At 72.2% G+C, this 24,980-nt stretch carries 20 protein-coding genes, 1 tRNA gene and 2 pseudogenes; 13 read left to right on the forward strand and 10 right to left on the reverse strand.

Annotated elements, in window-relative coordinates; translation table 11 throughout:
- The first annotated feature begins 73 nt into the window (after nucleotides 1-73).
- Nucleotides 74-871, forward strand: coding sequence for a phosphatase (locus ACZ4MH_RS06865; RefSeq protein ID WP_351598492.1), 798 nt, complete (start codon nucleotides 74-76; stop codon nucleotides 869-871).
- A gap of 8 nt (nucleotides 872-879) precedes the next feature.
- Here the strand turns inward: ACZ4MH_RS06865 and ACZ4MH_RS06870 are convergent, their stop codons facing one another.
- The 4 genes from ACZ4MH_RS06870 to ACZ4MH_RS06885 all read right to left on the reverse strand — a co-directional run bounded on the left by ACZ4MH_RS06870 (nucleotide 880) and on the right by ACZ4MH_RS06885 (nucleotide 4,700).
- On the reverse strand, nucleotides 880-1,827 hold the full coding sequence (locus ACZ4MH_RS06870; protein WP_351598490.1) for a cation diffusion facilitator family transporter: 948 nt from the start codon (nucleotides 1,825-1,827) through the stop codon (nucleotides 880-882).
- Nucleotides 1,828-1,906: 79 nt separating this feature from the next.
- Nucleotides 1,907-2,797, reverse strand: a complete 891-nt coding sequence (locus ACZ4MH_RS06875; RefSeq protein WP_351598488.1) for an acyl-CoA thioesterase — start codon at nucleotides 2,795-2,797, stop codon at nucleotides 1,907-1,909.
- A gap of 9 nt (nucleotides 2,798-2,806) precedes the next feature.
- Complete coding sequence (locus ACZ4MH_RS06880; protein WP_351598485.1) at nucleotides 2,807-3,964, reverse strand: acyl-CoA dehydrogenase family protein; 1,158 nt, start codon at nucleotides 3,962-3,964, stop codon at nucleotides 2,807-2,809.
- Between the two features lie 118 nt (nucleotides 3,965-4,082).
- Nucleotides 4,083-4,700 (reverse strand): SACE_7040 family transcriptional regulator, encoded by a 618-nt coding sequence (locus ACZ4MH_RS06885; RefSeq protein ID WP_351598482.1) that lies wholly within the window; start codon nucleotides 4,698-4,700, stop codon nucleotides 4,083-4,085.
- A 135-nt stretch (nucleotides 4,701-4,835) separates the two neighbouring features.
- Between ACZ4MH_RS06885 and ACZ4MH_RS06890 the strand changes: the two genes are divergently transcribed.
- The 4 genes from ACZ4MH_RS06890 to ACZ4MH_RS06905 are packed head-to-tail and all read left to right on the forward strand — an operon-like array spanning nucleotide 4,836 to nucleotide 10,544.
- Complete coding sequence (locus ACZ4MH_RS06890) at nucleotides 4,836-6,452, forward strand: carboxyl transferase domain-containing protein (protein WP_351598480.1); 1,617 nt, start codon at nucleotides 4,836-4,838, stop codon at nucleotides 6,450-6,452.
- Between the two features lie 11 nt (nucleotides 6,453-6,463).
- A complete protein-coding gene (locus tag ACZ4MH_RS06895; RefSeq protein WP_351598478.1) occupies nucleotides 6,464-8,419 on the forward strand; it encodes an acetyl/propionyl/methylcrotonyl-CoA carboxylase subunit alpha in 1,956 nt (651 codons plus the stop codon).
- Nucleotides 8,416-9,378 carry a hydroxymethylglutaryl-CoA lyase gene (locus ACZ4MH_RS06900; protein WP_351598476.1) on the forward strand — a complete coding sequence of 321 codons (963 nt, stop codon included), beginning with the start codon at nucleotides 8,416-8,418 and terminating at the stop codon, nucleotides 9,376-9,378. The genes ACZ4MH_RS06895 and ACZ4MH_RS06900 overlap by 4 nt, the downstream gene beginning before the upstream one ends.
- Before the next feature lie 5 nt (nucleotides 9,379-9,383).
- Nucleotides 9,384-10,544, forward strand: a complete 1,161-nt coding sequence (locus ACZ4MH_RS06905; RefSeq protein WP_351598473.1) for an acyl-CoA dehydrogenase family protein — start codon at nucleotides 9,384-9,386, stop codon at nucleotides 10,542-10,544.
- A gap of 3 nt (nucleotides 10,545-10,547) precedes the next feature.
- Here ACZ4MH_RS06905 and ACZ4MH_RS06910 read toward each other — a convergent pair whose 3' ends face one another.
- On the reverse strand, nucleotides 10,548-12,146 hold the full coding sequence (locus ACZ4MH_RS06910) for a beta-N-acetylhexosaminidase (RefSeq protein ID WP_467754324.1): 1,599 nt from the start codon (nucleotides 12,144-12,146) through the stop codon (nucleotides 10,548-10,550).
- Nucleotides 12,147-12,324: 178 nt separating this feature from the next.
- Here ACZ4MH_RS06910 and ACZ4MH_RS06915 point away from each other — a divergent pair, with 178 nt between their 5' ends.
- Nucleotides 12,325-12,600 (forward strand): hypothetical protein, encoded by a 276-nt coding sequence (locus tag ACZ4MH_RS06915; protein ID WP_030250040.1) that lies wholly within the window; start codon nucleotides 12,325-12,327, stop codon nucleotides 12,598-12,600.
- Nucleotides 12,601-12,645: 45 nt separating this feature from the next.
- Nucleotides 12,646-14,466 (forward strand): glutamine--fructose-6-phosphate transaminase (isomerizing), encoded by a 1,821-nt coding sequence (glmS, locus tag ACZ4MH_RS06920; protein WP_351598465.1) that lies wholly within the window; start codon nucleotides 12,646-12,648, stop codon nucleotides 14,464-14,466.
- Between the two features lie 311 nt (nucleotides 14,467-14,777).
- On the opposite strand, the gene ACZ4MH_RS06925 is transcribed toward glmS, so the two are convergent.
- Entirely contained in the window at nucleotides 14,778-15,299 is a 522-nt protein-coding gene (locus ACZ4MH_RS06925) for a universal stress protein (protein WP_351598462.1), read from the reverse strand.
- A 465-nt stretch (nucleotides 15,300-15,764) separates the two neighbouring features.
- On the opposite strand from ACZ4MH_RS06925, the gene ACZ4MH_RS06930 reads away from it, so the two are divergent.
- The 4 genes and pseudogenes from ACZ4MH_RS06930 (at nucleotide 15,765) to ACZ4MH_RS06945 (ending at nucleotide 18,542) form a co-directional block, all read left to right on the forward strand.
- On the forward strand, nucleotides 15,765-16,070 hold the full coding sequence (locus ACZ4MH_RS06930) for a hypothetical protein (protein WP_351598459.1): 306 nt from the start codon (nucleotides 15,765-15,767) through the stop codon (nucleotides 16,068-16,070).
- A gap of 369 nt (nucleotides 16,071-16,439) precedes the next feature.
- Nucleotides 16,440-17,475: pseudogene (locus tag ACZ4MH_RS06935) on the forward strand (GlxA family transcriptional regulator); the annotation flags it as partial.
- A 250-nt stretch (nucleotides 17,476-17,725) separates the two neighbouring features.
- Complete coding sequence (gene orn, locus ACZ4MH_RS06940) at nucleotides 17,726-18,358, forward strand: oligoribonuclease (protein WP_351598456.1); 633 nt, start codon at nucleotides 17,726-17,728, stop codon at nucleotides 18,356-18,358.
- Between the two features lie 108 nt (nucleotides 18,359-18,466).
- Nucleotides 18,467-18,542: transfer RNA gene (locus ACZ4MH_RS06945), tRNA-His, on the forward strand.
- Between the two features lie 40 nt (nucleotides 18,543-18,582).
- Here ACZ4MH_RS06945 and ACZ4MH_RS06950 read toward each other — a convergent pair.
- Nucleotides 18,583-19,545 (reverse strand): ArsR family transcriptional regulator, encoded by a 963-nt coding sequence (locus ACZ4MH_RS06950; protein ID WP_467754328.1) that lies wholly within the window; start codon nucleotides 19,543-19,545, stop codon nucleotides 18,583-18,585.
- A gap of 134 nt (nucleotides 19,546-19,679) precedes the next feature.
- Between ACZ4MH_RS06950 and ACZ4MH_RS06955 the strand changes: the two genes are divergently transcribed.
- On the forward strand, nucleotides 19,680-20,906 hold the full coding sequence (locus tag ACZ4MH_RS06955; protein WP_351601932.1) for an alpha/beta hydrolase: 1,227 nt from the start codon (nucleotides 19,680-19,682) through the stop codon (nucleotides 20,904-20,906).
- On the opposite strand, the gene ACZ4MH_RS06960 is transcribed toward ACZ4MH_RS06955, so the two are convergent.
- A complete protein-coding gene (locus ACZ4MH_RS06960) occupies nucleotides 20,900-21,550 on the reverse strand; it encodes an NAD(P)-dependent oxidoreductase (RefSeq protein WP_351601935.1) in 651 nt (216 codons plus the stop codon). The two genes, ACZ4MH_RS06955 and ACZ4MH_RS06960, sit on opposite strands and share 7 nt — an antisense overlap.
- Before the next feature lie 105 nt (nucleotides 21,551-21,655).
- On the opposite strand from ACZ4MH_RS06960, the gene ACZ4MH_RS06965 reads away from it, so the two are divergent.
- Entirely contained in the window at nucleotides 21,656-22,546 is an 891-nt protein-coding gene (locus tag ACZ4MH_RS06965) for a helix-turn-helix domain-containing protein (protein ID WP_351601938.1), read from the forward strand.
- Nucleotides 22,547-22,561: 15 nt separating this feature from the next.
- Here ACZ4MH_RS06965 and ACZ4MH_RS06970 read toward each other — a convergent pair whose 3' ends face one another.
- Both ACZ4MH_RS06970 and ACZ4MH_RS06975 read right to left on the reverse strand, forming a co-directional pair.
- On the reverse strand, nucleotides 22,562-23,599 hold the full coding sequence (locus ACZ4MH_RS06970; RefSeq protein WP_351601941.1) for a LacI family DNA-binding transcriptional regulator: 1,038 nt from the start codon (nucleotides 23,597-23,599) through the stop codon (nucleotides 22,562-22,564).
- Nucleotides 23,600-23,796: 197 nt separating this feature from the next.
- Nucleotides 23,797-24,696 (reverse strand): annotated as a pseudogene (locus ACZ4MH_RS06975) (chitinase); the annotation flags it as partial.
- Nucleotides 24,697-24,980 lie beyond the last annotated feature (284 nt).

Below are 24,980 nucleotides of genomic sequence, written 5' to 3' on the forward strand. Positions count from 1 at the left end.
GCGGGCCGCGCGAGGTGTCCACGCGGCGGAACTCCCCCGCCCCGGACTGATCCGCACCGGCACAATGGGCCTCATGCCGATAACCTCCGCCCCCGCCCCCAGCCGCGCCGAACTGGTCGAGCACCTCGTACGCACCCGGATCGCCGGTGACGTCGCCACGCCCCGCGAGAACAACCTCGACCACTACCGCAAGCTCGCCAACGGCGACCGCCACTACTGGTTCGGCCTGGAGCTGGGCGACCGCTGGAGAGACGAGCAGGACGTGCTCGCCGTGATGGCCGAGCGCTGCGGCGTCGTGGACGACCCGGACCACCGCCACGGCCAGGACACCATCGACCCCGAGCTGACGGTGGACGCGCTGGACCGGATGGCGGCGGTGCTGCGCAAGGCGGCCGCCGGCCGGCGGCGGGTGCTCCTCGCGACCGGTCACCCGGGCGGGCTGCTGGACGTGCACATCGCCACGGCCGCCGCGCTGCGGGCGCAGGGCTGCGACATCGTGGTGATCCCGGACGGGCTGACCGCCGACGACGGCGTGGTCTTCCAGTTCGGCCAGGTCGCGATGGTCGAGCGGGGCGCGACCCTGTGGCACACGCACTCGCCGGCCCCGATGGCGGCGATCCTGGACGGTCTGGAGGCCGCGGGCGAGGCGCTGCCGGACCTGGTGGTGGCGGACCACGGCTGGGCGGGCTGCGCGGGGCAGCGCGGCATCGACGCCGTCGGCTACGCGGACTCGAACGACCCGGCGCTCTTCCTGGCCGAGGCGGAGGGCACCGTCCAGGTCACGGTCCCCCTGGACGACCACGTCCGCAGCCCGCGCTACTACGACCCGCTGACGGCCTACCTGCTGCACGCGGCGGGGCTGGACGGCTGAGCGGCGGCTCAGTCCCTTCCCGGCCGCCGCTGCCCCGCCCCGGGCGTCGGGTCCAGGAAGACCCGGCGGACGGCGGGGAAGCGGGCGCGGAGGGCGCGCTCGGCGTCCTCGCAGGCCCACTCGATCTCCGCGGCGGTGGCCATGTCACGGAAGTCGACCTTCGCCGCGATCAGCACCTCGCGCGGCCCCTGCACGATCGTGACCAGCTCCAGCACGTCCACCACGTGCGGTACCTCGCGCAGCTGCTCCCGTACCGCGTTCCGCAGGAAGGGCGGCAGCGAGCGCCCGATGAGCAGCCGGGCGTTGCTGCGGCCCAGTACCCACGCGACGTACACCAGCAGCAGCCCGATCAGGATCGCCGCCACGCCGTCCCAGACGCCCGAGCCGGTGAGCTGCCCGCCCAGCAGCCCGCCGGCAGCCAGCAGGAGGCCGGCCAGCGCCGCGGAGTCCTCCATCACGACGGCCTTCACCGCGGTGTCCGGGGTGTGGTGGAGGTACTGGCCCAGGGGCACGCCGAAGCGGGCCGCCTCCACGCGCGCCTGCTTCAGTCCGGTGCGCAGCGAGTAGCCCTCCAGGAGGAAGGCGACGGCGAGGATCACGTAGGAGGCCAGCGGGTCGCCCAGCTCCTCGCCGTGGGTAAGGGTGTGGACGCCGTCGTAGATGGAGAAGACCGCGCCGCCCACGAAGGTGGCGACGGAGGCGAGCAGCGCCCAGATGTAACGCTCCTGGCCGTGGCCGAGCGGATGGTCCTCGTCGGCCGGCTTCTCGCTGCGCTTCAGGGCGGTGAGCAGCAGCAGCTCGGTGACGGTGTCGGCGAGGGAGTGCGCGGCTTCGGAGAGCATCGCGCTGGAGCCGCTGAGGACGCCGCCGACGGCCTTGGCGGCGGCGATGCCGAGGTTGGCCCCGGCGGCGACGAGGACGGTCGCCGTGCTCTCGCCCTCGCCCCCTCCGGACATGTCACGCGCTTCCTCTGTCCGGCCCATGAAGCGGGAGTATGCCCGATGAGGGCCGTCCCTCCTGGGAGGACTCAGGCTCTCAGGCGCGCGGCGTGCGGATCACGCCCTCCTGGATCACCGAGACCGCGAGCTGTCCCTCGGCCGTGAAGATCCGGCCCTTGCCCAGGCCCCGGCCGCCCTGTGCGGTCGGCGACTCCTGGTCGTACAGCAGCCACTCGTCGGCGCGCACCGGCCGGTGGAACCACATCGCGTGGTCCAGGCTCGCGCCGACCACGTCGCCGACCGCCCAGCCGCCGCGCCCGTGGGCGAGCAGCACGGAGTCCAGCAGCGTCATATCGGAGACGTAGGTGACCAGGCAGATGTCGAGCAGCGGCCGGGGGATGCCGGTGTCGCCGTCGAGCTTGCCCTGGGTACGGAACCAGACCTGGGAGCGGGGCTCGCGCACCTCACCGGCGGTGGCGAACGGCGGCGCGTCCACGTACCGCAGGTCGACCGCGGCCCGGGCCTCCAGCAGCCGCTCGGCCACGCCCTCGGCCACGAACCGGTCGGCGTACCGGGGCAGCATCTCGGCGGCGGTCGGCAGGGTCAGCGGGTCCGGCACCTTCGGCATCGGCTCCTGGTGCTCCAGGCCCTCCTCGTGCGCGTGGAAGGACGCGGTGAGGTGGAAGATCTGCTGGCCGTGCTGGACGGCGACGACCCGGCGGGTGGTGAAGGACCGGCCGTCGCGGATGCGGTCGACGGTGTAGACGATCGGCGCGCCGGGGTCCCCGGGGCGCAGGAAGTACGCGTGCAGGGAGTGCGGCGGGCGGTCGGCGGGGACCGTACGGCCCGCCGCGACCAGCGCCTGGGCCGCCACCTGGCCGCCGAAGACCCGGGGGACCACGGCGGCGCGTGACTGCCCGCGGTAGATGTCCTCCTCGATCTGCTCCAGGGTGAGCAGGTCGAGGAGGGACTGGAGTGCGTCGTTCACGCGGGCAGCCTAGAGGCCCATCGACTTCGCGATGATCGACTTCATGACCTCGTTGGTGCCGCCGTAGATGCGGTTGACGCGGTTGTCCGCGTACAGACGCGCGATCGGGTACTCGTTCATGTAGCCGTAGCCGCCGTGCAGCTGGAGGCACTTGTCGATGACGCGGTGCGCGACCTCGGTGCAGAAGAGCTTGGCGGAGGCGGCCTCGGCCGCGGTCAGCTCGCCCGCGTCCAGGGCCTCCAGGGCGCGGTCGGCGACGGCCTCGGCGGCGTCCACCTCGGCCTGGCAGGCGGCCAGCTCGAACTTGGTGTTCTGGAAGGACGCGACGGTCTTACCGAAGACGGTGCGGTCCTGGACGTACTGCTGCGCGAACCGGACGGCGGCCTTGGCCTGCGCGTACGCGCCGTAGGCGATGCCCCAGCGCTCGGACGGCAGGTTCTTGCCGAGGTAGTGGAAGCCCTTGTTCTCCTCGCCGAGCAGGTCCTCGGCCGGCACCTTCACGTCGACGAACGCCAGCTCGGCGGTGTCGGAGGTGCGCAGGCCCAGCTTGTCCAGCTTGCGGCCGACGGAGTAGCCCTCGGACTTGGTGTCGACGGCGAAGAGGGAGATGCCGAAGCGGCGGTCGTCCTCCTTCGGGGCGGACGTGCGGGCGCACACGATGACGCGGTCGGCGTGCACGCCGCCGGTGATGAAGGTCTTGGCGCCGTTGAGGACGTAGTGGGTGCCGTCCTCGGAGAGCTTGGCGGTGGTCTTCATGCCCGCGAGGTCGGAGCCGGTGCCCGGCTCGGTCATCGCCAGCGCCCACATCTCCTCGGCGGAGACGAACTTCGGCAGGTAGCGCTTCTTCTGCTCGTCGGTGGCGAGCATCTTGATGTACGGCAGGGCGAGCAGCACGTGCACGCCGGAGCCGCCGAAGTTGACGCCCGCGCGGGCGGTCTCCTCGTACTGGATCGCCTCGAACTTGTGCGAGTCGAGGCCGGCGCCGCCGAACTCCTCGGGGACGTTGATGCCGAAGAGGCCCAGCTCGGCGAGCTTGGAGTAGAACTCGCGGGGCACCTGCCCGGCGGCGAACCACTCGTCGTAGACGGGCACGACCTCGCCCTCGATGAAGGCGCGGATGGTGTCCCGGAACGCCTCGTGGTCCTCGTTGAATACCGTCCGCTGCACAACCGCCTCCTGGCCAATCCCGACTCACTACGCTGTCTAAGCGCTTGCTCAGCGAAAGCTACCGGGCAGTCACGTCGGCTGTCCAGGGTTCAATCAGCGTGCGACCACGTGAAGGGGATCACCCCATCGGCTGCCGGTCCGGGTCCGCCGCCGCCGCGAGCGCGCCCAGCGCCAGCCGCTTGAGCAGCGCCTCGGTGGCCGTGCGGGGCGGCAGGCTGGCCCGCGGGCTCAGGTGCGGCGTGGAGTTCAGCAGGCCGAAGACGGCGTGCACGGCGGCGCGCGCCTCGGACTCCGTGCAGGCCGGGTAGACCTCGCGGACGACCTCGACCCACAGCTCGACGTACTGGCGCTGCAGCTGGCGCACCCGCTTGCGGTCCGCCTCGCGCAGCCGGTCCAGCTCCCGGTCGTGCACGGTGATCAGCGGGCGGTCGTCCAGGGCGAAGTCGATGTGCCCCTCGATCAGCGCGTGCAGCACCTCCTCGGCGCTCTCGCCGCCGTCGGCGACCCGCAGCCGGCCGCCGTCCAGCAGCCGCTCGCTGATGCCGACCAGCAGCTCGGCGAGCATCGCGTCCTTGCCGGCGAAGTGGCGGTACAGGCCGGGACCGGAGATCCCGACCGCGGCTCCTATCTCGTCCACGCCGACGCCGTGGAAGCCGCGCTCGGCGAAGAGCCGGGCGGCCTCTTTGAGGATCTGCTCGCGGCGGCTGACGGTGGCGGGGGCCTTGGTGCTGCTCATGGCTCCAATTGTAGACAGGCGGGTTAGTGCTCGTTAACCTGAAGGCGAACGCCGTTAACGACCATTAACAGTGACCACCAAAGCGACCACGAAGCGACCAGTAACAGCGACCACTGAACAAGGGGCGGGTGGACGATGGAGCAGGCACCGGTGCTGGGGAGCGCCGCCGATCCGGCGGCGGATTCCTGGCGGGCCAACGAGGCCGCGCACCGCGAGCTCGTTGGCCGGCTGCGCGCAAAGCTCGCGGCGGCCCGGCTGGGCGGCGGCGAGAAGGCCAGGGCGCGGCACACCGCGCGCGGCAAGCTGCTGCCCCGGGACCGGGTGGACGCCCTGCTGGACCCCGGCTCCCCCTTCCTGGAGCTGGCCCCGCTGGCGGCGGACGGGATGTACGGGGACGCGGCCCCGGCGGCGGGCGTCATTGCGGGGATCGGCCGGGTGAGCGGCCGCGAGGTGGTGATCGTCGCCAATGACGCCACGGTCAAGGGCGGCACGTACTACCCGATGACGGTCAAGAAGCACCTCCGCGCCCAGGAAGTGGCCCTGGAGAACCGTCTCCCCTGCGTCTACCTCGTCGACTCCGGCGGCGCCTTCCTGCCGATGCAGGACGAGGTCTTCCCGGACCGCGAGCACTTCGGGCGGATCTTCTACAACCAGGCCCGGATGTCCGGCGCCGGGATTCCGCAGATCGCGGCGGTCCTCGGCTCGTGCACGGCCGGCGGCGCGTACGTCCCCGCGATGAGCGACGAGGCGGTGATCGTGCGGAACCAGGGCACGATCTTCCTCGGCGGCCCGCCGCTGGTGAAGGCCGCGACCGGCGAGGTCGTCACGGCCGAGGAGCTGGGCGGCGGCGAGGTGCACTCCCGTACCTCCGGCGTCACCGACCACCTCGCCGAGGACGACGCGCACGCGCTGCGGATCGTCCGCACGATCGTCGGGACGCTCGGCGAGCGCGCGCCGCTCCCCTGGACCGTACGGACGGTGGAGGAGCCCAAGGCGGACCCGGCGGGGCTGTACGGCATGGTCCCCACCGACTCCCGCACCCCCTACGACGTCCGTGAAGTCATCGCCCGGCTCGTCGACGGCTCGCGCTTCGCGGAGTTCAAGGCCGAGTACGGCCAGACGCTGGTCACCGGCTTCGCGCACCTGCACGGCCACCCGGTCGGCATCGTCGCCAACAACGGCATCCTCTTCTCCGAGTCGGCGCAGAAGGGCGCGCACTTCATCGAGCTGTGCGACCAGCGCGGCATCCCACTCGTCTTCCTGCAGAACATCTCCGGCTTCATGGTCGGCAGGGACTACGAAGCGGGCGGCATCGCCAAACACGGCGCCAAGATGGTCACGGCGGTGGCCTGCACACGGGTGCCGAAGCTGACCGTCGTGATCGGCGGTTCGTACGGCGCGGGCAACTACTCCATGTGCGGCCGCGCGTACTCCCCCCGCTTCCTGTGGATGTGGCCGAACGCCAAGATCTCCGTCATGGGCGGCGAGCAGGCGGCGTCCGTCCTCGCCACGGTCAAGCGCGACCAGCTCGAAGCGCGCGGCGAGGAGTGGCCCGCCGAGGAGGAGGACGCCTTCAAGGCCCCCATCCGCGAGCAGTACGAGACGCAGGGCAACGCCTACTACGCGACGGCGCGGCTCTGGGACGACGGCGTGATCGACCCGATGGAGACCCGGCAGGTGCTGGGTCTGGCCCTCACCGCCTGCGCCAACGCCCCGCTGACCGACCCCGCCTTCGGCGTCTTCCGGATGTGAGGACCTCCACCATGTTCAGCACTGTTCTGGTCGCCAACCGCGGCGAGATCGCCGTCCGCGTGATCCGTACCCTGCGCTCCCTGGGCATCCGCTCGGTCGCCGTCTTCAGCGACGCGGACGCGGACGCCCGGCACGTACGGGAGGCGGACACGGCCGTGCGGATCGGCCCGCCGGCCGCCGCAGAAAGCTATCTGCGCATCGACGCGCTGCTGGACGCCGCCCGGCGCAGCGGCGCCGAGGCGATCCACCCCGGCTACGGCTTCCTCGCCGAGAACGCCGCCTTCGCGCGCGCTGTCACGGACGCCGGGCTGGTCTTCATCGGCCCGTCGGCCGACGCCATCGACCTGATGGGCGACAAGATCCGGGCGAAGGAGACGGTGCGCGCCGCGGGCGTTCCCGTCGTACCGGGCTCGTCCGGCAGCGGCCTGACCGACGCCGAACTGGCCGCGGCGGCACGGGAGATCGGCATGCCGGTGCTGCTGAAGCCCTCGGCGGGCGGCGGCGGCAAGGGCATGCGGCTCGTACGGGACGAGGCGCTGCTGGCCGACGAGATCGCCGCGGCGCGGCGCGAGGCCCGCGGCTCGTTCGGCGACGACACCCTCCTCGTCGAGCGCTGGGTCGACCGCCCCCGGCACATCGAGATACAGGTGCTCGCCGACGGCCACGGCAATGTCGTCCACCTCGGGGAGCGCGAGTGCTCCCTCCAGCGCCGCCACCAGAAGATCATCGAGGAGGCGCCGAGCGTCCTGCTGGACGAGGCGACGCGCGCGGCGATGGGCGAGGCGGCCGTCCAGGCGGCCCGCTCCTGCGCCTACCGGGGCGCGGGCACCATCGAGTTCATCGTCCCCGGCGACGCCCCCTCCTCGTACTTCTTCATGGAGATGAACACCCGACTCCAGGTCGAGCACCCGGTCACCGAGCTGGTCACAGGCATCGACCTGGTCGAGTGGCAGCTGCGGGTCGCCGCGGGCGAGGAACTCCCGTACGTACAGCAGGACATCACCCTCACCGGGCACGCGGTGGAGGCCCGGATCTGCGCGGAAGACCCGTCCCGCGGCTTCCTGCCGTCCGGCGGCACGGTCCTCGCGCTGCGCGAGCCGTCGGGTGACGGCGTCCGGACCGACTCCGGGCTGTCGGAGGGCACAGAGGTCGGCTCGCTGTACGACCCCATGCTCTCCAAGGTCATCGCGTACGGCCCGGACCGCGCCACCGCGCTGCGCAAGCTGCGGGCCGCGCTCGCCGAAACGGTCATCCTCGGCGTGCCCACGAACACCGGCTTCCTGCGCCGACTGCTCGGGCACCCGGCGGTCGTGGCCGGGGAGCTGGACACCGGGCTGGTCGAGCGGGAGGCGGACGGCCTGGTGGACCAGGACGTGCCCGAGGAGGTGTACGCGGCCGGGGCGGCGGTGCGCCGGGCCGCGCTGGAACCGGCCCCGTCCGGCGGCGGCTGGACCGATCCGTTCTCCGTGCCGAGCGGCTGGCGGCTGGGCGGTGAGCCGTCTCCCCTCGCCTTCTGGCTGCGGGTGCCCGGCCACGAGCCCGTACAGGTGACGGGCAGCGGCCAGGTCACCGCCGACCGCGTCGCGGTCACCGTCGACGGCGTGCGGCACACCTTCGTACGGGCCGGGGACTGGCTCGGCCGGGACGGCGACGCCTGGCACGTGCAGGACTACGACCCGGTGGCGGCCACGCTCAGCGGCGCGGCCGGGGTGCACGGCGCCGACTCCCTCACCGCCCCGATGCCCGGCACGGTCACGGTCGTCAAGGCCGCCGTCGGTGACCACGTCACCGCAGGTCAGGGGCTGCTGGTGGTCGAGGCGATGAAGATGGAGCACGTCATCTCGGCACCGCACGCGGGCACCGTCGCCGAACTGGACGTGACGCCGGGCAGCACGGTCGCCATGGACCAGGTACTGGCCGTGATCACCCCCGACGAGGAGCCCGCTCCGGACAAGGAGACGTCATGACCGAGGGACCCGCGGGACTGCCGATGGCCGTCCCCGCGCCCGGCCTGCCCGCCCGGGTCCGCATCCACGAGGTCGGCGCGCGGGACGGGCTGCAGAACGAACAGACCGTGGTACCGACCGAGGTCAAGGCGGAGTTCATCCGCCGCTTGGCGGCCGCGGGCCTGGACACGGTCGAGGCGACCAGCTTCGTACACCCCAAGTGGGTGCCCCAACTGGCCGACGCCGAGCGGCTGTTCCCAATGGTGCGCGACCTCGGGAAGGACGTACGGCTGCCCGTGCTCGTACCGAACGAGCGCGGCCTGGACCGGGCGCTGACCCTCGGCGCGGACCGGATCGCCGTCTTCGGCAGCGCGACCGAGTCCTTCGCCAAGGCCAACCTCAACCGCACGGTCGACGAGGCGCTGGCGATGTTCGCGCCGGTCGTCGCCCGCGCCAAGGAGGCGGGCGCGCACGTCCGCGGCTACCTCTCCATGTGCTTCGGCGACCCCTGGGAGGGCCCGGTGCCCCTCGCCCAGGTCGTACGGGTCTGCCGCGCGCTGCTGGACCAGGGCTGTGACGAACTGAGCCTGGGCGACACCATCGGCGTCGCCACGCCCGGCCACGTCACCGCCCTGCTGAACGCCCTGAACGAAGCGGGCGTCGGCACGGACGTGCTCGGCGTCCACTTCCACGACACCTACGGACAGGCGCTGGCCAACACCCTGGCCGCGCTGCAGCACGGCGTCACCACCGTCGACGCCTCGGCGGGCGGCCTGGGCGGCTGCCCGTACGCCAAGAGCGCCACCGGCAACCTCGCCACGGAAGACCTGGTGTGGATGCTCCAGGGCCTCGGCATCGAGACCGGGGTCGACCTGGACCGGCTGACCGCCACGAGCGTGTGGATGGCCGGCCGGCTGGGCCGGCCGAGCCCGTCCCGCACCGTCCGCGCCCTTACTCCCCTCGACTCCCACAAGGAGTGACCCCCATGTCCCTGGACCACCGACTCCCCGCCGAGCTGGAAGAACTGCGCACCACGGTCGAGGCGTTCGCGCACGACGTCGTCGCCCCGAAGATCGGCGAGTACTACGAGAACCACCAGTTCCCGTACGAGATAGTCCGCGACATGGGCCGGATGGGCCTGTTCGGGCTGCCGTTCCCCGAGCAGTACGGCGGGATGGGGGGCGACTACCTGGCCCTGGGCATCGCGCTGGAGGAGCTGGCGCGGGTCGACTCCTCGGTGGCGATCACGCTGGAGGCCGGCGTCTCGCTCGGCGCCATGCCGATCTACCACTTCGGCACGGAGGAGCAGAAGCAGACCTGGCTGCCGAAGCTGTGCTCGGGCGAGATGCTCGGCGCGTTCGGGCTGACCGAGCCGGAGGCCGGCTCCGACGCGGGCGGGACGCGCACCACGGCCCGTCTCGACGCGGCCACCGACGAGTGGGTGATCAACGGCAGCAAGTGCTTCATCACCAACTCGGGGACGGACATCACGGGGCTGGTGACGGTCACGGCGGTGACCGGTCACAAGGAGGACGGCCGCCCGCTGATCTCCGCGATCATCGTGCCGTCCGGAACCCCCGGCTTCACGGTCGCGGCGCCGTACTCCAAGGTCGGCTGGAACGCCTCCGACACCCGCGAGCTGTCCTTCACCGACGTCCGCGTCCCCGCGGCCAACCTGCTGGGCGAGGAGGGCCGCGGCTACGCCCAGTTCCTGCGCATCCTGGACGAGGGCCGGATCGCCATCGCGGCGCTGGCCACGGGCCTCGCGCAGGGCTGCGTGGACGAGTCGCTGCGGTACGCCAAGGAGCGGAAGTCCTTCGGGAAGCCGATCGGGGAGAACCAGGCCATCCAGTTCAAGCTCGCCGACATGGAGATGCGCGCCCACACCTCCCGGCTGGCGTGGCGCGACGCGGCCTCCCGCCTGGTGCACGGCGAGCGCTTCAAGAAGGAGGCCGCGCTGGCGAAGCTGTACTCCTCGGAGATCGCGGTCACCAACGCCCGCGAGGCCACCCAGATCCACGGCGGCTACGGCTTCATGAACGAGTACCCGGTCGCCCGCATGTGGCGCGACTCCAAGATCCTGGAGATCGGCGAGGGCACGAGCGAGGTCCAGCGGATGCTGATCGCGCGGGAGATGGGGCTGTGACCATCAATCGGTAGGCCACGGCACCTGCGGCGACCTGTAGTAGTCGATGCCCATCGCGTCCCAGCGCGGACCCTGGGACGCGAGGCGCACCTTGTAGGTGTCCCAGTCGTGCGTGCTCGCCGGCGACCAGCCCAGCTCCGCGATGCCGGGGAGCCGCGGGAAGGCCATGTACTCCACCTGGTCGCTCTCCGAGAGCGTCTCGGACCACATCGGCGCCTCGACGCCGAGGACGGAGCCGGCCGGGGCGCCCGGGAGGTAGCTGCCCGGGTCCCAGTCGTACGAGCGCTGCGCCTCGACGTATCCGGCCCAGCTCAGGCCGAGCTTGGTGTCCTTGGTGTACTTCATGTCCAGGTAGGCCCGGTCGGCGGGCGAGAGGATCAGCCGCGTCCCCTTCTTCGCCGCGTCGGCCACCTGCGCCTTCTCGGCCGCGGCTGTCGCGTCGTAGCCCCAGTACTGCGCCACCGCGCCCTTCACGGGCGTCGCGCCGGTCAGCTGGTGCCAGCCGATCACCGTCTTGCCGTACTTCGCGACCACCGGCTGCACCTTGTTCATGAAGGTGACGTAGTCCTCGTGGCTCGTGGAGTGCGCCTCGTCGCCGCCGATGTGGAGGTACGGGCCCGGGGTCATCGCCGCGAGCTCGCGGAGGACGTCGTCCACGAAGTCGTACGTCACCTGATTCGGCACGCAGAAGGAGCTGAAGCCGACGTTCGTACCGGTGTAGAGCGGCGGGGCCGTACCGTCGCAGTTCAGCTGGGCGTACGAGGCGAGGGCCGCGTTGGTGTGGCCCGGCATGTCGATCTCGGGGACGACGGTCAGATAGCGGCTCTGCGCGTACCGGACGATCTCCTTGTAGTCGGCCTTGGTGTAGTAACCGCCGGGGCCGCCGCCGACCTGGGTGGAGCCGCCGTACGTGGTCAGCCGGGGCCAGGAGTCGATCGCGATGCGCCAGCCCTGGTCGTCGGAGAGGTGCAGGTGCAGCTTGTTGATCTTGTAGAGGGCGAGCTGGTCGATGTAGCGCTTGACCTTCTCGACGGAGAAGAAGTGCCGGGAGACGTCCAGCATCGCGCCGCGGTAGGCGTAGCGCGGGGTGTCGGTGACCGTTCCGGCGGCGATCGCCCAGGGCCCTGGCTGCTTCGTACGGCGCTCCGCAGCGGCAGGCAGCAGCTGGCGCAGCGTCTGGACGCCGTGGAAGAGGCCGGCCGGGCGGCTCGCGCTGAGGGTCACCGCGCGGCCGGTGACGGTCAGCCGGTAGCCCTCCTCCCCCAGCCCCTTGGCACCCAGCCGGAGCACGATGCCGTCGCCGCCGCCGCGGGTCGTGACGGGCAGCGCGTACCCGGTGGACGGCCGCAGCACGTCCGCGAGGTAGCCGGCGACCTTCTTCGACTCGGCGGTGGCGCCGGGGACGCGGATGGCGGTACGGGCGGTGAGCGCGTAGGAGCCGTGCGCGGGCCGGACGGAAACGGGTGCGGGCACGAGCCGGTCGAGGGGCACGGGGTCCGCGGCGGGGCGCCCGGCCGCGGGGGCGGCGCCCGCCGTACCCAGGCCGGCCGCGGCCACCAAAAAGAGGGAACAGAACAGTCTGTACGGTCTGACGAGTGACACGGGTGATCCCTTCGGCAGGCTTCGTGCAGGGCATGGAGCAACCGAACGCTCACCTTGCGTACCGTGCGCCACACGAAGGGTCAAGGTGTAGACCAATATCCACCCCTGGCGGACGGCCGTTTGCCCGAAAGCGGGCAGATTTCTTGCGAAAGCGCGTCCGGCACCGCACTATCGACGAGTGCTCGATCGCCGTCCGTCCCACGAGGACCTCGTAGAACACCTGGTACGCAGTACGCCGCTGCAGCGCGGCGAGGCCGTCCGGGTGATCCAGGACGTGCTCGCGTACTTCGACGAGACGGCCGAGACGTTCGTGCGCCGCAGACACCGCGAACTGCAGGCACAGGGCCTGCGCAACGACGCCATCTTCGAGCGGATCGCCCACGAGCTGCCGCACCGCGCCGTGGCCCCGCCCGAGCTCTCGATACGCCAGCTGCGCCGCCTCGTCTACGGCTGAGACGCCGGGCACCTACGCACCGTCAATCCGGGAGGGTCAACCCACATGTGTGGAATCGTCGGTTATATCGGCAAACGCGATGTCGCGCCGCTGCTCCTTGAGGGCCTGCAGCGCCTGGAGTACCGCGGTTACGACTCCGCCGGCATCGCCATCCACGCCTCCGGCAAGGCCGGCGGGCTGAAGACCGCCAAGGCCAAGGGCCGGGTCCGCGAGCTGGAGTCGCGGCTGCCGAAGCGCTTCGCCGGCACCACCGGCATCGCCCACACCCGCTGGGCCACCCACGGCGCGCCGAACGACGAGAACGCCCACCCGCACCTGGACGCCGAGGGCAAGGTCGCCCTCGTCCACAACGGCATCATCGACAACGCCGCCGAGCTGCGCGCGAAGCTGACCGCCGACGGCGTGGAGTTCGCCTCCGAGACCGACACCGAGGTCCTCGCGCACCTCATCGGCCGCTCGCAGGCCGCCACGCTGGAGGAGAAGGTCCGCGAGGCGCTGCGGCACATCGAGGGCACGTACGGCATCGCCGTGCTGCACGCCGACTTCGCCGACCGCATCGTGGTCGCGCGCAACGGCTCCCCGGTCGTGCTGGGCATCGGCGAGAAGGAGATGTTCGTCTCCTCCGACGTCGCCGCGCTGGTCTCGCACACCCGCCAGGTCGTCACCCTGGACGACGGCGAGATGGCCACCCTGAAGGCCGACGACTACCGCACGTACACCACCGAGGGCTCGCGCACGACGTCCTCCCCGGAGACCGTCGAGTACGCCGCCGAGTCCTACGACATGGGCGCGCACGACACGTACATGCACAAGGAGATCTCCGAGCAGGCGGACGCGGTGGACCGCGCGCTGCGCGGCCGGATCGACGACCGCTTCTCCACCGTGCACCTGGGCGGCCTCAACCTGGACCCGCGCGAGGCGCGCGGCGTCCGCCGGGTCAAGATCCTGGGCTGCGGCACCTCGTACCACGCGGGCCAGATCGGCGCGCAGATGATCGAGGAGCTGGCCCGCATCCCCTCGGACGCCGAGCCCGCCTCCGAATTCCGGTACCGCAACCCGGTCGTGGACCCCGACACGCTGTACGTGGCGGTCTCGCAGTCCGGTGAGACCTACGACGTGCTCGCCGCCGTCCAGGAGCTCAAGCGCAAGGGCGCACGCGTGCTGGGCCTGGTGAACGTCGTCGGCTCGGCGATCGCCCGGGAGACCGACGGCGGCATCTACGTGCACGCCGGGCCCGAGGTCTGCGTGGTCTCCACCAAGTGCTTCACCAACATGGTGGTCTCCTTCGCGCTGCTCGCGCTGCACCTGGGCCGCATCCGCGACCTGTCGGTCGCCGACGGCAAGCGGATCATCGACGGCCTGCGCCGGCTGCCCGCGCAGATCACCGAGATCCTGGCCGGCGAAGCCGAGATCAAGAAGCTCGCCGAACTGTATGCGGATGCGAAGTCGATGATGTTCATCGGGCGGGTCCGCGGCTACCCGGTGGCGCGCGAGGCGTCCTTGAAGCTCAAGGAGGTCTCCTACATCCACGCCGAGGCGTACCCGGCCTCCGAGCTGAAGCACGGTCCGCTGGCGCTCATCGAGCCGGCGATGCCGACCGTGGCGATCGTCCCGGACGACGACCTGCTGGAGAAGAACCGCGCGGCGCTGGAGGAGATCAAGGCCCGCAGCGGCCGCATCCTCGCCGTCGCGCACGCCGAGCAGGAGAAGGCCGACCACACGATCGTGGTACCGAAGAACGAGCCCGAGCTGGACCCCATCCTCATGGGCATTCCGCTCCAACTCCTCGCCTACCACACGGCCCTGGCCCTCGGCCGCGACATCGACAAGCCCCGCAACCTGGCGAAGTCGGTGACGGTGGAGTAACCCCGCACCCCCGCTGAGCTGCAAAAAGAGGCGGGGCCTCGCTCGCGCCACCATACGGGCGAGGCTCCGCCTCTTCGATGCCGGCGTCGCCCTAACGCCGGCAGTGATGCCGCCCTCCCGGGAACCGTCACACCCGGGCGGCAGCACGTCGTGTGAAGGTTTGTACCCCTCGCCGACGCACAACCCACCTCTACGAGTCAGTAGATTTGTCGACTACTACCGGGGTATGACGCCTCGTCACGCCGAGGTGACGTCACCAGGTGGACGAGGGGTGAGGCCGAATACGTACGGAAGAGGAGGGCCGCCGGCCCTCACGGGACGACGATCACCGGACGCTGCGCGCGCCGCGCCAGCCGCCCGGCGACCGAGCCGAAGATCCGCCCGACGATGCCGTGCGTGGAGCCGACCACGATCGCGTCGGCCGCGTACTCCCGGCCGACCTCCTCCAGTTCGTGGCAGATGTCGCCGCCCCGCTCGACCAGGATCCAGGAGAGCTCGGAGAGATGGTCGGCGCAGGCCAGCTCCAGCCCCAGGACCTCGGTGCGGTGGTCGGGGACGTCGACGAAGACCGGCGGCTCACAGCCCGCCCACACCGTCGTCGGGAGCCGGTTGGCGACATGAACGATGATCAGGCCCGAGCCGGAGCGCCGCGCCATGCCGATGGCGTAGGCCAGGGCCCGTTCGCTGGACATCGAGCCGTCGAAGCCCACCACCACACCGTGCTGGAAGGCGGGGTCGCAGGAGTGGCGTGACTGTTCCGCCGCTTCGAGGTCCGCCATCGGATCGGCGACCTGCTTGCGGTCCGCGGGATCAGAGAATTCGTGACCGGCCATGAGTGTCTCGGCGAAGGGGAGCCCTCGTACCCAGAGGCGGAGGGGAACGGCGATTGACTTGTTCGGGGAGTTGACTGAGCTGGGCGGAGAGCGGGGCGACGGCGATGGTTCAATGCCGAACAATACGGCCGGGAATCATCTTCCCAACCCCTTACCCCAAGAGTACGGCGCCACTCCTCCCCTGCCCAGGGCCTCCGTAAACGGCGACTGTCCCTTTTGACCGGACAGCGCCCCCGAACGTTCCCCGGAGCATGCCGGAGCGTCGCGCCGTTGGCAATGGCCCGCCGCCCCTTCATACGGACGCCCCGACTCCTTCATGCGGACGCCCCGACTCCGATACGGACGCCTCTGCTCCGGTACCGCCGCCTCTGCTCCGTCCGTACCCAACGCGGTGACTCCCCGTGGCCGGCGGCGTTGTCCTAGTGGTCCGCGCGGTCGGCGTGGAGCACTCGGAAGGAGCCCCCCTTGCCCGGTACGCCGCACCCGCCGACGGACCCCGTGAGCGACGTGGTCCGCTGGGGCGCGTTCAGCTGCGCGCTGGTTCCGCTTGTCCTTCTCGTGTGCGGTTCGTCGCCCGTCGGCGCCGCCGGTACCGCCATCGGTCTCACCGCGGTCACGTGCGCCTGCCGGGCGCTGCTGCGGCAGTCGGAGCGGACCGCCGCCCGGCTGGCCGTCGAACGGGCCTCCGTGCACCGCGGACGGCACGGCAGAACGGGCCTGGGGGCGCACCGGGGCGGGCGTCATGGCGGGGGGCGCACGCCGGGGGATTGAGGCGCTTCCGCACGACTCCGGCGGTGCTCGCACGAGTGCCCGCGACCCTTTTCAGCCAAGTTCGACCCCCGGCACATCCCTTGGCAAAAGCGACCCGCAACCGGCCTTTGAACAGGCCGGAAAGGACCGCACGGCGTGGTTGTGCCCTACGACGGGCGGGCAGGGGCGAGACGCGTACTTCCCAGCGAGGCCCACGAGTGGAACGCTTCGTGATCGAATGCTTCGCGCCAAGTTGCCATATCGACTTACCAGCAGGTGGTGAACTTGGCACTCCATCCTCACGGGACACAGTAGATTCGATCTTGGCAATCACGGCGGGGGAACAGTGCAGGACCGAGAGGGCGAGACGACCGAGGGGGGCTTAGTGCCATGAGCCAGGACTCCGCTGCCGTACCAGATGCCGCACGCAAGCTCGCCGCCCGACGACGCCGCGAAGTAGTCGCGGTGCTCCTCTTCAGTGGCGGCCCGATTTTCGAGAGCTCCATTCCGCTCTCCGTATTCGGCATCGACCGCCAGGACGCGGGCGTGCCGAGGTACCGATTGCTCGTGTGCGCGGGCGAAGATGCGCCTTTGCGCACGACCGGCGGACTGGAGCTTTCCGCTCCATACGGCCTGGAGGCGATCTCCCGGGCAGGTACCGTCGTGGTGCCCGCCTGACGTTCGATCACCCAGGCACCACCACCTGCCGCGCTGGACGCACTCCGGCGCGCGCACGAAGAAGGGGCCCGCATCGTCGGGCTGTGCACGGGCGCGTTCGTACTGGCGGCCGCAGGGCTGCTGGACGGCCGCCCGGCGACCACACACTGGATGTACGCACCGACGCTCGCGAAGCGTTACCCGTCCGTCCATGTCGATCCGCGCGAACTGTTCGTCGACGACGGCGATGTGCTGACGTCCGCGGGCACGGCCGCCGGTATCGACCTGTGCCTCCACATCGTGCGGACCGACCACGGCGCCGACGCGGCCAACGCGCTCGCCCGCCGGCTGGTCGTGCCGCCCCGGCGCACCGCGTCGGAGTTGGGGCACCAGCGCTATCTCGACAGGTCATTACCAGAGGAGATCGGCGCCGACCCGCTGGCCGAGGTCGTCGCCTGGGCGCTGGAGCACCTCCACGAGCAGTTCGACGTGGAGACGCTCGCCGCGCGCGCTTACATGAGCCGCCGGACGTTCGACCGCCGGTTCCGCTCACTTACTGGGAGCGCTCCCCTGCAGTGGCTGATCACTCAGCGCGTACTGCAGGCACAGCGTCTGCTGGAGACGTCGGACTACTCGGTGGACGAGGTGGCGGGCCGCTGCGGCTTCCGCTCCCCCGTCGCGCTGCGTGGTCATTTCCGGCGGCAGCTGGGGTCCTCCCCGGCGGCCTACCGGGCGGCCTACCGCGCCCGGCGGCCACAGAACGGCACCGGGGAACCACCAGGGTCCTCGGTCCGCTCGGCCGAGCGGCCGGAGCGCCTGGACCGCACGGGAACCCCGGCGGCCGAGCGCTTCGGGGCACACGCCTCAGTACCGGGTCACGGCGCTCCGTTCGGTGCGCACGAACCGGGCAAACCGGAGTCGGACGCCTACGCGTCCCGGCTCGGCGAACCCGCCGTCGGCCGCTCCACCGGACGCCCGGTGCTGCCCAGCCAGCGGGAGCGCCCCGTAGGGTGAGACGCATGAACGATCGCATGGTGTGGATCGACTGCGAGATGACGGGGCTCTCGCTGGCGAACGACGCGCTCATCGAGGTGGCCGCACTGGTCACCGACTCGGAGCTGAACATCCTGGGCGAGGGGGTGGACATCGTGATCCGTCCCCCCGCCGAGGCCCTGGAGACCATGCCCGAGGTGGTGCGTGAGATGCACACCACCTCGGGACTGCTGGCGGAGCTGGACGGCGGGACGACCCTCGCCGACGCCGAGCGGCAGGTCATGGACTACATCAAGAGTCATGTACCGGAGCCGGGCAAGGCCCCGCTGTGCGGCAACTCCGTCGGCACCGACCGCGGCTTCCTGCTGCGCGACATGCCGGAGCTGGAGGACTACCTCCACTACCGGATCGTCGATGTCTCGTCGGTCAAGGAGCTGGCCCGGCGCTGGTATCCGAGGGCGTACTTCAACAGCCCGGAGAAGAACGGCAACCACCGGGCGCTCGCCGACATCCGCGAGTCGATCGCGGAGCTTCGGTACTACCGGGAGGCGGTCTTCGTGCCGCAGCCGGGGCCCGACTCCGACACCGCGAAGGCGATCGCGGCCAAGCACGTCCTGCCCGCTGAGACCCACGAGGCGCAGCGCGCGGGCGGACAGTGACGCAGCTCGCTCCCGGCAGGGGGGAAAGCCGGGAGCGAGCACCCCTTCGGACCCTGTACACTTTTCTTCAGCCGGTGGGGAACAAGACACCACACAGCACCGGTCATGGTGGGTATAGCTCAGCTGGTAGAGCACCTGGTTGTGGTCCAGGATGTCGCGGGTTCAAGTCCCGTTACTCACCCCAACGGTGAAGGCCCGGTCTGCGGAAGCAGGCCGGGCCTTCGTCATGTCCGGCCCCGTATCAGCAGCGTGCCGAGCGGGGTGCGCCGATGCAGTACCGCCCGGCCGGCGCGGACCGTGGTGAGCAGTCCCGCGCCGCGCAGCGCGGCGGCGTGCGCGGAGGCGCTGGCGTTGCTGACGCCGAGCCGCCGGGCGAGCCCGCTGGTGGTGTGCTCCTCCGCGAGCAGCAGCAGCGCCTCGGCCCGGGGCCGGCCGAGTACCGCGGCCAGCGCGTCGTCGGCGCCGCCCGCGCCGTCCCGCGGCAGCGGCACGCCCGGCCCCGCCGGGTACGTCACGACCAGCGGGCGGCCGGGCAGGCGGGAGAGGAGCGGGTGGCCGCTCCAGTGGAAGGTGGGCAGGAGCAGCACGCCGCGGCCGCGCAGCTCGATGTCCCGCCCGGTGGACCCGTCGAGCTCCCAGACGGCGCCGCACAGCCGGGTGCCGGGGACGAGCGCGGTGAGCGCGGCGCCGACACCGTGCTCGGCGACGGCCAGCGCGTGCCGGGTGAACTCCGCCCGGTGCAGGTCCTGCACCAGCGGCCACACCGGGCGCAGCACCGTGTCGAAGGCCGCGTACTGGGCGCGGCGCAGCACCTCCCAGGCGTCGTCGTCGCCCCCGTGCAGGCCACGCACCCACGGCGGCGGTGCCGTCCGCCCGGCGTGCACCCGCGCGATCTCGGCGCGGACGAACGCGGGGCGGGACGCGCGGAGCGCGTCCCAGCCCTCGGCGAGGCTGTCGCTGGAGCTGTCGATGAAGGCGGGGGCCTGCGTACCGGGGATCAGCTCGCGCAGCGCCCCGGTGGCGGCCGGCAGGGACCGCAGCAGCCGCTGCCGCCAGCGCCCGAAGAGCAGCCGCTGATCGGGGCGGCACATCATGCCGAGCGCCACGTTCAGCTCCTGCAGCGGGGCCGGCCGGGCCGCGAACCGGACCCGCGCGAAGTCGGCGGCCGTGAAGTGGATCCGGATCACTACTCCCCCTGGTCGCCCCGCGCCATCGTTTCGGGCAGGACCTGAACCCTCGCCCGGCCTCCCCCTCGGACGCCAGCATGCGGAGCACGCCCCGCCATTCACGCAGGGGCCGACCCACGACACAAGGGGGAACCGTGCTGCGCAGAACCTTCGTACTGACCGCCGCGCTGCTGGCCGCGGGCGGCGCCGTCGCCGTACCGGCCGGGGCAGCCGGGGGCATGACCCTGCGGCTGCCGGCGCCGACCGGCCCGCACCGGACCGGGGTCACCACGCTGTACCTGGTCGACCGCGCCCGGCGCGACCCGTGGGACCCGGCGATCCCCGTACGGGAGGTGATGGCCACGGTGTACTACCCGGCCGCCGCCGTGCACGGCCACCCGGTCGCCCGGCAGCTGACGGACGGCGCGGCGGAGCTGTTCGGGACGCTGGCTCCCCTCATGCACCCGGAACTGCCGAAGGCCGGGGTGGACTGGGCGGCCACCCGGACCCACTCCCACCGGGGCGCGCCCGCGCAGCCCGTACCGCGACCGGTGCTGCTGTACAGCCCGGGCGGCGGCGACCCGCGCACCTTGGGCACCACCCTCGCCGAGGACCTGGCGAGCCACGGGTACGTCGTGGTGACCGTCGACCACCCCGGCGACGCCTGCGCGGTGGAGTTCCCGTACCGGACGGCGTACCGGGACGCGGTACGGGCGACCGTCTTCCGGGGCGATCCGCGGACGGACCCGGGGCTCTTCCGCACCGCCCTCGACACGCGCCTCGCCGACCTCCGCTTCGTACAGGGCCGGCTGGCCGTCGTGGCGGCCGGGCGGAACCCGGACGCGGCGGGGCGGCCGCTGCCCGCGGGCCTCGGGCGGGCGCTGGACCTGCGGCGGGTGGGCGCGTACGGGCACTCGGCGGGCGGCACGGCGGTCGCCGAGGCGCTGTACGAGGACCGCCGCATCGCCGCGGCGGTCGATCTGGAGGGTTATCTGGACCACCCCGGGGGCGCGCCCGGCCAGGACGGCGAGCTGTTCCCGGTGGCGGCGCACGGGGTGGACCGGCCGCTGCTCCTGCTGGGCACCGACGGCTTCGCGGACCGCGCGGGCCTGGAGCGCGGCTGGTCGGCGCTGCTCGGCCGCTCGCCGCGGCACGTGCTCCGCCGGCGGCTGGACGGCGCCGCGCACTGGTCCTTCACCGACTTCGCGGCGACGGCGCCCCAATTGGAGGCCGCCGGGCTGATGACGGCCGCGGGCCGGGCCGCGCTGGTGGGCACGGCCGGTCCCGCGCGGACGGTGCCCGCGGTGCGGCACCACGTCCGCTCCTTCTTCACCCGGCACCTGCCGGCGCCGGGCCGGGGTGCGGCTCCGGCGGCTCAGTAGCCGACGGTGAAGCGCTCGCCGATGTGGCGGGGCTGCTCGACCTCGTCGAGGAGGGCGACCGCGTAGTCCTCGGTGGAGATCCGGCTGCTGCCGTCCGCCGCGGTGACCAGGTCGTCGGTGGCGGTGCGGTAGCCGCCGGTACGCGTGCCGGGGGCGATCTGCGCCGCCGGGCTGAGGTTGGTCCAGCGCACGTCGGTGACGGTGCGGTAGAAGTCCAGCGCGTCGCCGTGCGCGTGCATGATCTGCAGCAGGAACTCCGGCAGTCCGTCCGCGTCCCAGACCTGCTTGCCGTCGGGCGTGCGCAGCGACCCCGCGCCGCCGACGGCGATCAGCCGCGGCGCTTCGGCGCCCAGCTTCCGCAGGCCGGCCACCAGGGACTCGGCCGAGGGCTTGATGGTGGCGAGGTGGCCGGGCCCGTCGCCCCCGCCGACCGCGCTGATCAGTACGTCCTGGCCCGCGGCGGCCGCGGTCACGGCGGCCGGGTCGAGGACGTCACCGGCGGTCACGGTGAGCTTCGGGTGGGTTCTGGTGAGCTTCGCGGGGTCCCGGACCACCGCGGTGACCTCGTGGCCGCGCTCCAGGGCCTCGTCGAGGACGCGGCTGCCGATGGCGCCGTTGGCGCCGAACAGGGCGATCTTGGACATGGGGGTGCTCCTTCTACTCCTTGCGGTTTTCTGCCATCAGCCGCGCTGACGTCTTCTACGCTAGAGGGAAAAGCTAGGCATTTCGGGGTAGGTGCGGGACGAGTCATGGTGGAAAAGCGACAAGAGCAGATCCCCGAGGTCACCTTCTCGGCGCCGGCCGGGCGGCCCGCGGGCGTGGAGGTCATGACGCTCGCCGAGCTGCGCGCGCGGGCCGACGCCTGCGCGCTGGCCGTCCCGCACCGCCCCGGCTTCCACCACCTCCTCGCGCTGGACGCGGGCCGGCTCTCCCACACCGTCGACTTCCGCGCGCACGAGCTGGCGCCGGGCGACTGGCTGTGGGTACGGCCGGGCCAGGTGCAGCACTTCGGGGACCTGACGGAGGCGGCGGGCGTCCTCGTGCTCTTCGAGTCCGGCTTCCTCGATCCGGCGACAGCCACGGCGGCCCGTCTGGAGGACTGGTACGGCCCGGCCGTGCGGCATCCGGAGGAGGCGGCCGGGGCGGCGACGCGGGCGGCGCTGGACCATCTGCACCGCGAGTTCGGCGCGCTGTGCGGGCTGCCGCTGGAGGCGCATCTGGAGGTGCTGCGGCATCTGCTGTCCGTACTGGTGCTGCGCGCCGCGCACTTGGTGCGGGACGTCGCGGACGACGCCGGTGACTGCGCGGCGACGGCGACGTTCCTGCGCTTCCGGGACGCCGTCGAGCGGGACTTCGCGGCCAGTCGGCGGGTCGCGGACTACGCCCGGGCGCTGGGCTATTCGCCGCGTACGCTCTCCCGCGCCGCGGAGGCCGCCGCCGGGATCGGCGCGAAGGAGTTCATCGACCGCAGGGTCGTACTGGAGGCCAAGCGGCTGCTCGCGCACGGCGACCTGCCGGCGGCCGGGATCGCCCGCCGCCTCGGCTTCGAGGACGCGACGAACTTCAGCAAGTACTTCCTGCACCGGGCGGGCGTCACGCCGATCGCCTTCCGGGAGAGCGTGCGCGGCAGCGCTTCCTGACCGTACGGGCGGCGGTCACGAGGACTCGCGGACGACCAGCTCCGTCGGCAGGACCAGCTGCGGGCGCTCGCGGGAGCGTTCGGCGATCTCCTCGATCAGGACCCGGGCCATCGCCCGGCCCATCTCCTCGATCGGCTGCCGCACACTGCTCAGCGGCGGGACCAGGTGGCGCGCGACGGCCGAGTCGTCGAACCCGACCAGCGCCACGTCCTCCGGCACCCGCCGGCCGCGTTCCCGCAGCACCGCCAGCGCCCCCGCCGCCATCACGTCCGAGGCCGCGAAGACCGCGTCCACGTCCGGGCGGCGGTCCAGCAGCGCGGCCATCGCCCGCCGCCCGCCGTCCTCCGTGAAGTCCGCCGGGACGATCAGCGCCTCGTCCGGGTCGTGCCCGGTGTCCTCCAGCGCCTGCCGGTAGCCGGCCAGCCGGCACTGTGCCGCGTACATGTCCGGCGGCCCGGCGATCGTGGCGATCGTCCGCCGGCCGCGCTCCAGAAGGTGCCGCGCCGCGGCCCGGGCCCCGCCGGTGTTGTCGGAGTCGACGTACGGCACGGTCTCGCGGGCGGAGCGGCGGCCGCTGAGCACCGCGGGCAGCTCCAGCCGGGACAGCAGGTCGGGCAGCGGGTCGTCCGCGTGCACGGAGACCAGCAGCACGCCGTCCACGCGGTGCGCGGCGAGGTACTGGCCCAGCCGCTGCCGCTCCTTGGGCGTACGGACCAGGATCAGCAGCAGCTGGAGGTCGGTGTCGGCGAGCCCGGCGCCGACCCCGCGGATGATCCCGGAGAAGTACGGCTCGGCGAACAGCCGGGTCTCGGGCTCCGGGATGACCAGCGCGACGGCGTCGGTACGGTCCGCGGCCAGCGCGCGGGCCGCGCCGTGCGGTACGTACTCCAGCTCGGCGATGGCGCGCTCGACGGCGGCGCGCGTACGGGGGCTCACCCGGGGCGAGCCGTTGACGACCCGGGAGACGGTGCCCCGGCCGACGCCGGCCCGCGCCGCCACCTCCTCGAGCGTGGGGCGTCCGCCGCGCCGACCACCGCGCCCTGCCGCTGCCATGGCTGCCTCCGGACTCCCGGCCGCGAATGTATGCGGCCATTACACAGCGGAACGCGGCGGAACGGCGGAAAGCGGCACCAGATCGGTGCGGTGCGGAACAAGCGGAAGCGGGGGGGGCAGGGGCCGTGGGGGGGGGGGGGGGGGGGGGGGGGGTGGGGGGGTCCGCTGCGCCCCGCTGGTGTGGGGGGTGGTCCGGGTCAGCCCTGGTAGGCGCCGAGGGCCTTGGTGAAGTCCAGCGGCTGCTGGTCGACGGAGCTGCAGGTCGGCTGGGCGGTGCCGGAGGAGCCGCCGTCGCACGCCTTGTCACGGGTGGCGGACCACATCGACAGCCAGCCCAGGTGCTGGGACGCGGCGAAGTCCGCCAGTTCCTTGGCGTCGTCCTGCGTGAAGACCTCGGTCGCCACGTCGTTGACGCCTATCATCGGGGTCACGGCGACCGCCTTCCAGGCGTCCGCGTCGCTCAGCCCGAGGGCGTCCTTGACCTGCTTCTGGGTGGCGGTGGCGGCCTGGATCGCGTACTTCCCCATGTCGCCGTCGTACGAGGCCCCGTAGTCCATCGCCATGATGTTGACGGCGGAGATCTTCACCCCGTTCTTCCCGGCGTCGGCGAGCAGCTTCACGCCGTCCGGGGTCAGCCCCTCGGGCATGACGGGGAGGGTGAAGGAGACGTCCAGGTCCGGGTGGTCCTTCTGGAGCCGCGCGATGGCCTGCGCGCGGCGGGTGTTGGCCTCGGCGTTCGGCAGCGCGCCGCCCTCGATGTCGAAGTCGGCCTTCTTCAGGTCGTACGCGTCGACGACCTTGCCGTACGCGGCGGCCAGTTCGTCCGCCGAGCCGCAGGCGAGTCCCAGCTCGGAGCCGGCCGCGCCGCCGAACGAGACGCGCACGTCGCCGCCTTCGGCGCGCAACTTCGGTATCTGCTGCGCGACCGGGTCGCCGTCCAGCGCGCCGCTGCCGCCCCACTTGGGGTCGCAGCCACCGCCGGAGGTGACGAAGGCGAGGTTGAAGGTCTTCACTCCGGTCTTCTTCGCCGTGTCCACCAGGTCGTACGCGGGGCTGAGCGAGGTGTCGACGTACGGGGCGAACGCGCCGCCCGCCGCGGCCCGTTCGGCCGGGGCCTTGCTCGCCTGGGCCGCGCCGGCGACGGCGAAAGCGCCGCCCGCGGCGAGCGCGACGGCGGCGCCGGCGCCGATCAGCTTGACCGTGCGGCTCGTACGGCGGCGGTGTGCCGGAGAACTCATCTGGTGCCTGCCTGTCGTCTCGTGGGGGGTGTGTGGTCCCTGGTGCGTCCGGCACGCTAGCGACCGGGAAACGGACAAACGGCAGGTACGGCGCACGGACCGCAGGACTTATGGCCCGCTTAAGGCGCCGGAAGGGAGCGGTT

The organism is Streptomyces sp. NPDC026301 (assembly GCF_055567935.1).